At 35.2% G+C, this 12,293-nt stretch carries 12 protein-coding genes; 8 read left to right on the top strand and 4 right to left on the bottom strand.

Features of this window, described 5'->3' with window-relative positions; all coding sequences use genetic code 11:
- Positions 1-34: 34 nt before the first annotated feature.
- The 5 genes from udk to ACJJVN_RS00835 all read left to right on the top strand — a co-directional run bounded on the left by udk (position 35) and on the right by ACJJVN_RS00835 (position 5,895).
- Positions 35-643: a uridine kinase gene (udk, locus tag ACJJVN_RS00855; RefSeq protein WP_405376830.1), complete on the top strand. Its 609-nt coding sequence runs from the start codon at positions 35-37 to the stop codon at positions 641-643.
- Between the two features lie 18 nt (positions 644-661).
- The gene (locus ACJJVN_RS00850; protein ID WP_104515974.1) at positions 662-997 is read left to right on the top strand and encodes a septum formation initiator family protein; all 336 of its coding nucleotides are present in this window, start codon (positions 662-664) and stop codon (positions 995-997) included.
- On the top strand, positions 990-2,369 hold the full coding sequence (locus tag ACJJVN_RS00845; protein ID WP_405376775.1) for a methylmalonyl-CoA mutase subunit beta: 1,380 nt from the start codon (positions 990-992) through the stop codon (positions 2,367-2,369). The genes ACJJVN_RS00850 and ACJJVN_RS00845 overlap by 8 nt, the downstream gene beginning before the upstream one ends.
- Positions 2,370-2,460: 91 nt before the next feature.
- A complete protein-coding gene (gene scpA / locus ACJJVN_RS00840; RefSeq protein ID WP_405376773.1) occupies positions 2,461-4,587 on the top strand; it encodes a methylmalonyl-CoA mutase in 2,127 nt (708 codons plus the stop codon).
- 183 nt (positions 4,588-4,770) lie between these two features.
- Positions 4,771-5,895, top strand: coding sequence for an OmpA family protein (locus tag ACJJVN_RS00835; RefSeq protein ID WP_405376771.1), 1,125 nt, complete (start codon positions 4,771-4,773; stop codon positions 5,893-5,895).
- Here the strand turns inward: ACJJVN_RS00835 and ACJJVN_RS00830 are convergent.
- The 4 genes from ACJJVN_RS00830 to ACJJVN_RS00815 all read right to left on the bottom strand — a co-directional run bounded on the left by ACJJVN_RS00830 (position 5,892) and on the right by ACJJVN_RS00815 (position 8,637).
- Entirely contained in the window at positions 5,892-6,683 is a 792-nt protein-coding gene (locus ACJJVN_RS00830; protein WP_405376769.1) for a hypothetical protein, read from the bottom strand. The two genes, ACJJVN_RS00835 and ACJJVN_RS00830, sit on opposite strands and share 4 nt — an antisense overlap.
- Entirely contained in the window at positions 6,667-7,377 is a 711-nt protein-coding gene (locus tag ACJJVN_RS00825) for a hypothetical protein (RefSeq protein ID WP_405368272.1), read from the bottom strand. The genes ACJJVN_RS00830 and ACJJVN_RS00825 overlap by 17 nt, the downstream gene beginning before the upstream one ends.
- Positions 7,378-7,445: 68 nt before the next feature.
- Positions 7,446-8,162, bottom strand: a complete 717-nt coding sequence (locus tag ACJJVN_RS00820; RefSeq protein ID WP_405376768.1) for a DUF6503 family protein — start codon at positions 8,160-8,162, stop codon at positions 7,446-7,448.
- A gap of 124 nt (positions 8,163-8,286) precedes the next feature.
- Complete coding sequence (locus ACJJVN_RS00815) at positions 8,287-8,637, bottom strand: 4Fe-4S dicluster domain-containing protein (protein ID WP_104515965.1); 351 nt, start codon at positions 8,635-8,637, stop codon at positions 8,287-8,289.
- A gap of 35 nt (positions 8,638-8,672) precedes the next feature.
- Here ACJJVN_RS00815 and ACJJVN_RS00810 point away from each other — a divergent pair, with 35 nt between their 5' ends.
- The 3 genes from ACJJVN_RS00810 to ACJJVN_RS00800 all read left to right on the top strand — a co-directional run bounded on the left by ACJJVN_RS00810 (position 8,673) and on the right by ACJJVN_RS00800 (position 12,038).
- On the top strand, positions 8,673-9,791 hold the full coding sequence (locus ACJJVN_RS00810; protein WP_405376766.1) for an acyl-CoA reductase: 1,119 nt from the start codon (positions 8,673-8,675) through the stop codon (positions 9,789-9,791).
- Positions 9,792-9,866: 75 nt separating this feature from the next.
- Positions 9,867-10,928: a 3-phosphoserine/phosphohydroxythreonine transaminase gene (serC, locus tag ACJJVN_RS00805; protein ID WP_104515963.1), complete on the top strand. Its 1,062-nt coding sequence runs from the start codon at positions 9,867-9,869 to the stop codon at positions 10,926-10,928.
- A 156-nt stretch (positions 10,929-11,084) separates the two neighbouring features.
- The gene (locus tag ACJJVN_RS00800; RefSeq protein ID WP_104515962.1) at positions 11,085-12,038 is read left to right on the top strand and encodes a D-2-hydroxyacid dehydrogenase; all 954 of its coding nucleotides are present in this window, start codon (positions 11,085-11,087) and stop codon (positions 12,036-12,038) included.
- Positions 12,039-12,293: the final 255 nt, after the last annotated feature.

The following is a 12,293-nucleotide window of genomic DNA, read 5'->3' as shown; positions in this document are numbered from 1 at the left end:
TAAATCCGTACTTTTGCAAAAACAAAAATATCTCATGCTTATATTAGGAATTGCCGGTGGAACAGGTAGCGGTAAAACTACAGTGGTAGAACAAATGATACATGAATACCCTGATCACGAAGTAACCGTAATATCTCAAGATTCTTATTATAAAGATACTAGCGATCTTACATATGAAGAACGCACACAAATCAACTTTGATCATCCAGAAAGCATAGACTTTGATCTTTTAGAAAAACACCTGCTAGAATTAAAAAAAGGTAATACTATAGACCAACCGGTTTATAGCTTTGTGGAGCACAATCGTACTGGTGAGACCATAAAAACAGCACCTAGTAAAGTAGTTATCGTAGAAGGTATTCTTATACTTACCATGCCGCGCATACGCAAGTTATTTGATATAAAAGTATACATAGACTGTGATAGCGATGAGCGATTGATTAGAAGATTAAAACGTGATATTGCAGACCGTGGTCGTGATCTTAATGAAGTCTTAGAACGTTACCAAACTACGTTAAAACCTATGCACCAACAGTTTATAGAAATCACTAAAGCCTATGCAGACGTGATTATACCTACAAATAGATTTAATACCGTAGGTGTTAAAATCTTGCGTACTATTATCGATCAAAAGCTAGGATAATTTCTTAAATTTCCACTTATGGGATTAAAAAAATTAAAAGCTAATCCGTGGTGGAGGTTTTTTAGTAATAAATACACACTCATCACCATCTTCTTTGCCATCTGGATATGTTTTCTAGATGCAAATGCATGGATGACATCTCATAGAGAGATAGACAAGCAACTTGCCGAAAAACAAGAAAATGCCGATTTCTATAGGAAAGGTATTGCTCGTGATAAGGCAAAAATAGCTTCACTACAAGATAGCTTGGGGCTAGAAAAATATGCTAGAGAACGTTATTTAATGAAGCGCGAAAATGAAGAAGTATTCATCATTCAACACGCAGATTCTGTAAAAACTGAAGAAAATGAGTAAAGAACTTTTTAAAGATTTTGATGCTGTTTCTGAAGCTCAGTGGAAACAGAAAATCCAGATGGACCTTAAAGGTGCAGACTATAATGAAACTCTTATTACCGCTACCAGAGAAGGTATTCATATAAAGCCTTTTTATCATAGCGAGAGTGCGCCAGATATTAATATCACTAATCGTTCTACACAGACTAATGACTGGTATATATCTCAAAAAGTATATGCTGGTAATGCTGCAGCTGCAAATAAAAAAGCTCTAGATATATTAAACCGTGGTGGTGAAGGAATTATATTTATCATTCCTAATCCTAGCATAGATCCTGCCCTATTGTTTAAAGATCTACCTAAAGTAGGTGTACAGATTCACACTCAATTTTTTGACCTGGATTATATAAAATCCATTCATCAAATTGCACCGCATGCTTATGTTCACATAGATATCATTCATCAACTGGCGAGTGATGGAAACTGGTTTAAGAACAAGAATCATGACTATAAAAACTTAGATTCATTTCTCGATAAGTTTGATGGCTATTTCTCAAATATCACTATTAACACATCTACCTATCAACAGGCTGGTGCTACCATTACTCAAGAACTAGCTTATTTTACAGCTCATCTTAACGAGTATTTAAATCATTTAAATGAAGGTGGTACGCTATCCGTTTTCGCGAAAGCGGGAAAAAGAATCAACATAGACACGGTTATAGGTAGCAATTACTTTTTTGAGATCGCAAAATATCGGGCCTATCGCATTTTAACCAAAACTTTGGGAGATGTTTACGCAATTGATTTAGGTTGTTATATTACGGCAACTCCTAGCCTGCGTAATAAATCCTTAATGGATTATAATGTGAACATGCTGCGCACAACTACCGAGTGTATGAGCGCAATTTTAGGTGGTGCAGACACTTTATGCAACATTCCATATGATACATTTTTTAACAAAGAAAATGAATTTGGAGATCGCATAGCGCGCAATCAGTTAAGAATTCTAAAAGACGAGGCTTATCTCAATGAAATAGGCAACGCAGCTGACGGTTCTTACTACATTGATACCATTACCAAGCAACTGGTAGAAAAAGCACTTGACATTTTTAAAGATATCGAGAACGCAGGTGGTTTTACACAGTCCCTTTTTGATGGCACTATACAGCGTAAGATCAAGGAAAGTGCACAACAAGAGCAAGAAGATTTCAACACAGGAAAGCGTGTTCTTATAGGAGCAAATAAGCATCCTAATGCGGCATTACCTTTACAAAAAGAGTACGAAATATTACCTTTTAGAAAGATAGAACCTCGCAAGACTTTAATACAGCCCATTATTACCAAGCGTATTACTGAAGAACTGGAGAAGGCTGAAATAGCAAAATTGTGATCTATAAAATCACAGAAACTCGTTGTCTAGAGAATAGATGTAATTCTACATTTTAGAAACAATAGGATCTACTTTCAATAAAAATAGCTTCATGAAAAGAAAAGATATATCTAACATAAAACCCAATTACGATTTTCATACTAAGCGATCAGAAACCGCTGTTTATGAAACATCTGAAGGGATTTCTATAAAAAAAGAATACACAAAAGAAGATGTTGAAAATCTGGAACATCTCGATTTTGTAGCTGGTATAGCACCCAACTTGCGTGGACCTTATTCTACTATGTATGTTCGTAGACCTTGGACAGTAAGACAGTATGCTGGTTTTTCTAGTGCGACAGAATCTAATGCTTTTTATAAACGTAATCTCGCTGCTGGACAGAAAGGGCTTTCTGTAGCCTTTGACCTAGCAACGCATAGAGGTTATGACAGTGACCACGATCGTGTAGTAGGTGATGTAGGAAAAGCTGGTGTTGCTATAGATAGCGTTGAGGATATGAAAATCCTTTTTGACTCTATTCCGTTAGATAAGATGTCTGTTTCTATGACCATGAACGGTGCCGTTTTACCTATAATGGCATTTTACATCGTCGCAGCAATGGAACAAGGTGTGGATCAAAAACTGTTGAGTGGTACAATACAAAATGATATTCTTAAAGAATTCATGGTACGTAACACATATATCTATCCGCCTACGCCTAGTATGCAAATTATCTCAGATATTTTTGAGTACACAAGTAAGCACATGCCTAAGTTCAACTCGATTTCCATATCTGGTTATCACATGTATGAAGCAGGCGCGACTAGTGATATAGAACTAGCCTACACACTTGCAGATGGTCTAGAATATGTACGCAAAGGACTAGCTGCAGGAATGGACATCGATACCTTTGCTCCTCGCCTATCTTTCTTTTGGGCAATAGGAATGAATCATTTCATGGAAATTGCCAAAATGCGTGCGGCACGTATGCTTTGGGCAAAAATGATCAAACAATTTAAGCCTAAAAATGCTAAATCTCTTGCATTAAGAACACACTGTCAGACATCTGGTTGGTCACTTACAGAGCAAGATCCATTTAACAACGTGGCTAGAACTGCTATTGAGGCTAGTGCAGCCGCATTCGGTGGTACACAAAGTTTACACACTAATGCGCTGGACGAGGCAATTGCTTTACCTACGGATTTCAGTGCACGTATAGCTAGAAATACACAGTTATTTTTACAAGAAGAAACAGGAATTACAAAAACCGTAGATCCATGGGCAGGTTCTTATTATGTAGAATCCCTTACAGATCAAATTGCTGATAAGGCTTGGGAACTTATTGAAGAAGTAGAAGAACTAGGTGGAATGACTAAAGCCATAGAGGCAGGAATTCCTAAAATGCGCATAGAAGAAGCCGCTGCAAAGAAACAAGCACGTATAGATTCTGGAATAGATACCATTGTAGGAGTGAATAAATACCCTAGCCCAGACGAGGATAACATAGACACTCTAGAGGTAGATAACGCCGCAGTACGTATTGAGCAAATCGATAGGTTAACCGATATTAAAGCCACGAGAGACACTCAAAAAGTAGAAAAAGCTTTAAAAGCGCTGACAAATTGCGCTAGAACTAAAGAAGGTAATTTACTAGAACTTGCTGTAAATGCGGCAAGAGAACGAGCAACTCTAGGCGAAATTTCAGATGCTTTAGAAGAGGTTTACGGTCGTTATAGAGCGACTATAAAAAGTGTACAAGGAGTATATAAGAAAGAGATTATGAATGATTCCGCTTTCGCGAAAGCGCAACAACTAGCAGACCAATTTGCCAAAATCGAAGGACGTAGACCTAGAATAATGATCGCAAAAATGGGTCAAGACGGACACGATCGAGGCGCCAAAGTAGTCGCTACTGGTTATGCAGATGTAGGTTTTGACGTAGATATAGGTCCATTGTTTCAAACACCAGCAGAAGCAGCTAAACAAGCCGTAGAAAACGATGTACACGTTTTGGGTGTTTCTTCTCTTGCAGCAGGTCACAAAACACTTGTGCCGCAAGTAATGGAAGAGCTTAAGAAATATGGCCGTGAGGACATCATGATAGTAGTTGGTGGCGTTATACCGAGAAAAGATTATCAGTTTCTCTTTGATGCTGGAGTAGCCGCAGTCTTCGGCCCTGGAACTAAAATTAGTGAGGCAGCGATTGATATTTTAGGATTATTGATGCCAGAAGAATAATTCTCATTAAAAACAACATTGAAATTTTTAGACCAATAGATCATCAAATTATTGAAAAGCCAAGTATTACGCTTGGCTTTTTGCATTCTTATAGCCAGCATTATTAAACTTTGAATATTAAATAGTAGCTTTAAACAATATTTTTTCAAAATCCACTTTATAAAAGTAACCAACCTTTATCTCTTGAAATCTAACCTCGCATCTGTCCTATTTGTTTTTTTGATAACTAACATTTGCTTCTCACAAAACCTTGTTTTAAATGGAAGTTTTGAGGAGTTTGAAAAATGTCCAGATGATTACTCCCAATTTAAGGGTAATGTAAAAGATTGGATAGTTCCTACCCTAGCAACTCCAGACTTCTATTCGTCATGTAATAAATTTAGTCCTGCTGGCGTGCCTAATAACGTTAGCGGATGGCAAAAAGCAAAAGAAGGAAATAGCTATGCAGGTATAATTTTATTAAACCACCAAAATTATAGAGAATATATCACTGGTTCTTTGCAAAAAAAATTAATCGAAGGTCAAAATTACAAAATAAAGTTTTTTATCTCACTCGCAGAAAAGTCAGGACTAAGCACAAACTCTATAGGGGTCTTATTTAACTCAAATCGAGAAAACTTTACTACCTATAAAAATTTTGATGGATTAACAATTACAGAAACCAAAAACAGTGTAAATAATATTGACTTTAATGAACAAAAGAAAAAAGATGATTTTTCTTACCTAGTAGACTTATCAACGGTAGAAACTTTCAAAGATTCTAAAAACTGGACCTTAGTTGAAACTGAATTCATAGCAAATGGAACAGAAAAATATTTTACTATAGGTAACTTTAAAAGCAACCTAGAAACTAAATATAAACTGACTAGATCAAGAGTTGAAGGACCTTCATCTTATTATTATATAGATGACGTAAGTATAGAAGAAATAGAAGAGGAAATAAAAGTTGAGAATACTTTTAAACTCAATTCCATCTACACCTTAAAATCAGTGCTTTTTGATTTTGATAAAGCAACATTGATTGAGAAAACTACTCAAGAACTAGATGAACTAGTAACTTATTTAAAATCACATCTTGATTTAAAAGTGACTATAAACGGTCATACCGACTATTTAGGAAACGCTGCATACAATCAAAAACTATCTGAAGACAGAGCAAAAAGTGTTGCAAACTATCTCATCAATAAAGGAATATCAAAAGACAGAATCAATTACAGAGGCTATGGAGAATCACAACCCATCGATCCTAACGAGCCAGAAGATGCGCAAGCAAAAAATAGACGTGTGGAGTTTGTGTTGAGTAATTAATTATTCCTTCTTCTCTCACGTCGCAATCTTCTAGCTTCTTTTTTCTTTAAAAAATAAAGTTTTCTTTTCTCTGAAATACTTAAATCATCACGATCTCTATTTTGCAAATCAATAAGTTCTTGATTATCGGCATCTTTAAGAGGTACATTTCTATAATCTCTAACGTTAAAACGGATACCTAAAGCTAGATTTATAAATTTACCTTTATCAAAAGTATCTACTAATGCTGGAGCACTATTTATATTATAGGAGATAGATTCATAACTAGGGCTTAAATACAATGATGTAGCACTAGATAGGTTGTATTCTATGCTAGTCGTTATTCTAAATACATTTCCAGTATCTCTAAATTTACCACCACCTTGTTCTGTACTTTGTCTATTCTTATTTTGACTGTATCCATAACCTAAATCTGCAGTGATATTCCAGTCGTCATTTAATTGATAATCATAACCTAGAAACAGATAAGCATTGAACTTAGTAGCTCTATTAAACTCTCCTATCACATCTGTATTTTTTACACTGAAAAAGTCTTGACTCAGTGCACCTCCTACATAAATGTTTTTATAAATGTCAAATTGCATTCTTATTCCGTAGCCAGTACCGTCAGATAATCCGTTACCTATGAAGTTATCGCCGCTAGGCAAAGCACGTTGCAAATAAAAATCTACTGCAAAAACACGATCTGGTAAGCTATGAGACTTTTCTGTTGTATTTTCTTGACTATAAGAATAGTAACTTGATAAAACAGTTACTATAATAAGCACTATTCTAGTAATTAATCTCATAACGCTCTGTAGGATTGTTAATGGTAAATTGTTCATTTACTTCGTTTCCGGCAGCATCTCTATAATTCACATCTATAACAGATGGATAAAAGGCTCTAAATTCAAATAAACCATCATCTGTTGTTTGATTTACCAAATCGATGATCTCATCTTCAAACTCACAATTTTCATCTCTTACAAAAGAGTTATTCTCGTACAATTCGTCACAATAAATCGCAAAATAATTAATGGTTACATCATAAACACTTGTAGTACCTGATGTGTTTATAAACTCTAATTCCACATTTGCAATATCTGTCATAGTAATTAATGGAATATCTAGAGTAAGATCTTGATTAAAACTATCACTTGCTACAGCTAGTATTTTACTAGAATCATCAACTCCTTTTATATGAACATAATATCTATAGGCAGTATCAAATAACATGGTAAAAGAAACGGCTCCATTCTCATCGGTTGTTCCCTTGCCTAGTAAAAAATCTCTGTCAGGCTCTGAAGTTTTTGTTAGATTCTGTCCGTTAATTAAAAAGAAATCATAAGATCTATAAGTCGTTACCTCTACCGAGGCGTTGACAAGTGGCAAACCACTAGAATCAACTATTCTAGTTTTAAAAAATGCACGCTTATCGTCGTCTAATCTGGCCTCGCAAGAAATTAAAATAATGGGCAGTAACAGAAAAAGTAACTTCTTCATCTAGGTTGGTTTATAGATAGATGTAGAAGTCTAAAAAAGGTTGCTTATCATTATAAAGAAAAGTTCAATTATTTTGTAATCACGTCTGCACCTAGAAATTTATCATCTTTGTTATAATACCATTTACGTACTTTAGGCATGTGTATTCCATTGATTAAATGGCTATCAGATAATAAAATGTACTCTCCAGAATCAGGTTTTATATTACCTTTTTCATCTGTTCTAAAAAATTGATAGATTTCCATTTTATAAGAAATTGGATCAAAATAAAAGAACCACACATCGCTTCCTACCGCTTCATTATAAGAAGCTTTTACTACTAAGTATTCTTTGCCTTTAAAGGTTTTACGTTCTACTTTAGGATCTATATGAGTTCCTTCATCCTTTAATTTCATCGGTAAACCGTACAAATAGGTATAATAATTCTTCATAAAAACAGCTCTTTCATTGTCTTTATCAGTACTCACCGCTTTAGTTTCAGGAGATCTCAAATCCTTTTTATCTACTGAGGTATTTTCTTTATTTACCTTGTAGACAGTCGTTACACTATCACGAGTAGCAGCTACACTAAATTTTTGAGCAGGTAAGTCTATTAAAATGTCACTCACACGAGCTGGTTTATCTGGCGTAGACATCGTAACCTGTAAATTTCCTTTAAAACTATTCCAGTTTCCACTAGGGTCATGAACTTTGATTGCTTTATCCAGTAGTTGCTGTCCTGTAATTTCTTGCGCAACTCCATTAAAAAAAGCTCCTATAAATAAAAGTGAGAAAAGATATTTCATGGCTATAAATTTTAAGCTAATATAACTAATAACCAGTTTCTCCATAAAATCATAAATACAAAAAACTCCCAAAAGCGATGGCTCTTGAGAGTTTTGAAAATTGTAATTATCGTTTAAATATAACTTAGTCTTTATGCATAAAAGCCTGCTTTTCTAACAGCACTTCTTTAGTCTCTACGACGTCATCATCTGGCACACAACAATCTACCGGACATACCGCAGCACATTGTGGCTCTTCATGAAAACCTACACACTCGGTACATTTATCTGGGACTATATAATAAAACTCGTCACTTACTGGTTCTTGCGTCTCATTAGAATCGACTTCTTTACCGTTAGGTAAAACAACATTTCCATCTAAATCTGTACCATCTGCATAGCGCCAGTCATCTGCTGCTTCATAAATTGCCGTGTTAGGACACTCAGGTTCACACGCTCCACAATTAATACATTCGTCTGTTATGATGATTGCCATAGCTTTTCTTTACTTTTGTGCAAAAATAGTGCCTTGTGAACACATTGTCAATAAATACCACGTTAAATGATCGTATTTCCGCTTTCGCGAAAGCGGGATCTCAACTATCTTCTTACCTAAAAGGTACCCTAGAGTCTCTCACAGACTCAGGTGCTAGCTGGCAAGATATCATAAAACAAAGACTGGAACTAGCAGAACGTAAGAACTCTTGGTTTACAGAAGACACTTTACATTTTTCCATTCAGGAATGGGCAAATGCCTTAACCGTAGAGAATCTAACTAACTGGACACAAGCCTATGAGCTAGAAAAAATAAGCTCTAAAAATGTAGCGCTTATTACCGCTGGTAACTTACCTCTAGTAGGTTTTCATGATGTATTATGTGTCATTATCTCAGGCCATCATGCGATGATTAAAAATTCTAGCAATGATGACGTACTCACTCCTTTATTACTAGAAATAGCAACTTCTTACTGTCCAGAACTGGCTACGTCCTACTCTTATGCAAACGGTAAATTAGAAAATTATGACGCGGTAATCGCTACCGGAAGTAATAATACAGCTCGATACTTTGAACATTATTTTGGTAAAAAGCCTAATATCATACGTAAAAATAGAAATAGTGTTGCCGTTTTAACAGGAAATGAAACACTAGAACAAATGGAAGCGCTTAGTAAAGATGTGTTTCTTTATTTTGGCTTAGGTTGTAGAAGTGTGAGTCATTTAAAAGTGCCCAAAGGATATAATTTTGATCTGTTTTTTAATGGCATGTTTGTTAGAAAAGAACTTATTAAAAATGAAAAATACCTAAATAACTACGACTACAACAAAGCCGTTTATTTAATGAGCGAGTTTGATTTATTAGATAACGAGTTCTTATTAATCAAAGAAGAAAATGACAGCTACTCCTCTCCTATTGCTAGTTTAGGCTATAGTTATTACGATAATTTAGAAGACCTGGCGACAGAGTTTCAAGAAAATGCAGATAAGTTACAATGCGTTGTAGCATCTGGACCAGCAGCCAGTACTGTAAGTAATTTATTAGGAAAAATGACTGCACCACAGACAGTAGAATTCGGTACTACACAAACACCTGGATTACAGGACTATGCAGACGGTGTGGATACTATTCAATTTTTGTTGACATTATCTTAAAAACCTTATCGATTATATAACATAATTTGGCGTTCTATTTTGCATTTTTGTAATTCATTCAAAAGATGACACACAATGCTTAAGCACAATTTTAGCGCAGGACCATGCATACTGCCACAAGAAGTTTTTAAAAAAGCAGCGGCAGCTGTTCTTAATTTCAACGATTTAAGTATCCTAGAAATTTCCCACCGTAGTAAAGATTTTGTTTCGGTCATGGAAAAAGCTCAATCCCTAGCGCTAGAACACTTAGGTTTAACTGGCAAAGGTTATAAAGCATTATTCTTAGGTGGTGGAGCAAGTATGCAGTTTTTAATGGTTGCTTATAACCTTTTAGAAAAAAAAGCAGCTTATTTAAACACAGGAACTTGGGCCGACAAAGCTATTAAAGAAGCAAAAATGTTTGGTGAGGTTATAGAAGTAGCTTCTTCAAAAGCAGATAATTATAATCACATTCCTAAAGGTTATGTAATCCCTGAAGATGTAGATTATTTCCATTTTCAGACTAATAATACCATTTTTGGTACTCAAATGCAGTACACTCCAGATGTGTCTGTTCCATTAATTTGTGATATGAGTAGTGATATATTTTCAAGACAACGTGATTTTGAAAAATACGATTTGATTTATGCAGGTGCTCAAAAAAATATGGGTCCAGCAGGAACTACTTTAATCGTTGTAAAAGAAGATATTTTAGGTAAAGTCTCTAGACAAATACCTTCTATGTTAGACTATAGAACACATATCTCAAAAGATTCTATGTTCAATACTCCACCAGTATTTCCTATTTATGTAAGTATGCTTACACTAGAATGGTTAAAAGAAAATGGCGGTATAGATGCTATAGAAAAATTAAATAACCAGAAAGCCGCATTAATCTATAATGAAATAGATCGCAATGAGTTGTTCAATGGTTTTGTAAAAGAGAAAGAAGACAGATCTGCTATGAATGCTACATTTGTTTTAAATGATAGCGCACACACTGCAGCATTTGATGCTATGTGGAAAGAAGCAGGAATCAATGGTTTAAACGGTCATAGATCTGTAGGTGGTTATCGTGCAAGCATGTATAACGCATTAACTCTAGAGAGCGTACAAACTCTTGTAGATGTAATGCAGCAGTTAGAAAAAAATGCTTAAGAATTAATAATCATAGATTTTTAATAACGAAATCTTTTCTCCAACCTTAAAGGGTGAGATTTCATTAGAACTTAAATTTGACTCAAAGTTTAATATAATAAGTCAACTGTTTCTGCACCCTTTTAAGGTTAGGAAACGGAAACAAAAGAAACTAAAATGAAAATACTAGCAAACGACGGTGTCTCACAAAGCGGAATTGATAAATTAACCGCAGCTGGTCACGAGGTAATTACTACTAATGTCGCACAGGGACAATTAGAAGAATATATAAATAAAAATGAAGTAGCAGTACTTTTAGTAAGATCTGCAACTACGGCTCGTAAAGAGTTAATTGACAACTGCCCAAGTCTTAAGATTATAGGACGCGGTGGTGTTGGTATGGATAATATAGATGTGGCTTATGCACGTGAAAAAGGACTTAAAGTAATTAACACTCCTGCGGCAAGTAGCGCCAGTGTGGCCGAGTTAGTTTTTGGTCACCTTTACGGTGGTGTAAGATTCTTATATGACGCAAACAGAAACATGCCCCTAGAAGGAGATAGTAACTTCAAAGGTTTAAAGAAAGCATATGCAAAAGGTTCTGAATTACGTGGTAAAACTTTAGGAATTATAGGTATAGGTCGCATAGGGCAAGAAGTTGCAAAAATTGCAGCAGGTGTAGGTATGAAAGTAGTTGCTCATGATAGTTTTGCCGATAAGGCTCCTACTGTATCTTGGGATCTTTTTGATGGACAGACAGTACAAGTAGAAATTCCTCTTGTAGAAAAAGAAGAATTGCTTAAAACTGCAGACTTCGTTACTATTCATGTTCCTGCACAAGAGAATTATGTGATAGGCGCAGAAGAATTAGCACAAATGAAACAAGGAGCTGCTATAGTTAATGCTGCTCGTGGAGGTGTTTTAGACGAGGTTGCTCTAGTAAATGCGCTAGAGACAGAGCATATTTCTTTTGCTGCACTAGATGTTTTTGAAAAAGAACCACAACCAGAAATAGTCTTGTTAATGAATGATAAACTTTCATTAAGTCCACATATAGGCGCTGCAACTAATGAAGCACAGGACCGTATAGGAACTGAGCTGGCTGATCAGATTATTGAGATACTGGGATAACAAATCTTAGATAAATCATACTTTTTAAAACCGCATTCTAACCGATTGCGGTTTTTTTTGATTAAAAAATTAAATCTTCAAACAGTCAGTGGGATCTATTATATCTGACCAATATGTGACTTTAATACCTTAATACTGCTCAGATAAGCGTACTTAAAACTAATTAAGATCGATAAGAAACTTAGAAAAACTCTATGTTTATGCATGATTTTGATCGTGCCGTACTCAGAAATCGCAAAATGACAGAATCCATAA

It is taken from the genome of Nonlabens sp. Asnod3-A02 (assembly GCF_045063755.1).
GTDB classification, from domain to species: domain Bacteria; phylum Bacteroidota; class Bacteroidia; order Flavobacteriales; family Flavobacteriaceae; genus Nonlabens; species Nonlabens xylanidelens.
The sequence above is the reverse complement of the archived record's forward strand: the minus strand, read 5'-3'. Positions and strand labels throughout refer to the sequence as shown.

Bases quoted from the DNA above. Each gene is read 5' to 3' on its own strand.
- udk (WP_405376830.1), top strand. From the start codon at position 35: ATGCTTATATTAGGAATTGCCGGTGGAACAGGTAGCGGTAAAACTACA.
- ACJJVN_RS00850 (WP_104515974.1), top strand. From the start codon at position 662: ATGGGATTAAAAAAATTAAAAGCTAATCCGTGGTGGAGGTTTTTTAGT.
- ACJJVN_RS00845 (WP_405376775.1), top strand. From the start codon at position 990: ATGAGTAAAGAACTTTTTAAAGATTTTGATGCTGTTTCTGAAGCTCAG.
- scpA (WP_405376773.1), top strand. From the start codon at position 2,461: ATGAAAAGAAAAGATATATCTAACATAAAACCCAATTACGATTTTCAT.
- ACJJVN_RS00830 (WP_405376769.1), bottom strand. From the start codon at position 6,683: ATGAGATTAATTACTAGAATAGTGCTTATTATAGTAACTGTTTTATCA.
- ACJJVN_RS00825 (WP_405368272.1), bottom strand. From the start codon at position 7,377: ATGAAGAAGTTACTTTTTCTGTTACTGCCCATTATTTTAATTTCTTGC.
- ACJJVN_RS00820 (WP_405376768.1), bottom strand. From the start codon at position 8,162: ATGAAATATCTTTTCTCACTTTTATTTATAGGAGCTTTTTTTAATGGA.
- ACJJVN_RS00815 (WP_104515965.1), bottom strand. From the start codon at position 8,637: ATGGCAATCATCATAACAGACGAATGTATTAATTGTGGAGCGTGTGAA.
- serC (WP_104515963.1), top strand. From the start codon at position 9,867: ATGCTTAAGCACAATTTTAGCGCAGGACCATGCATACTGCCACAAGAA.
- ACJJVN_RS00800 (WP_104515962.1), top strand. From the start codon at position 11,085: ATGAAAATACTAGCAAACGACGGTGTCTCACAAAGCGGAATTGATAAA.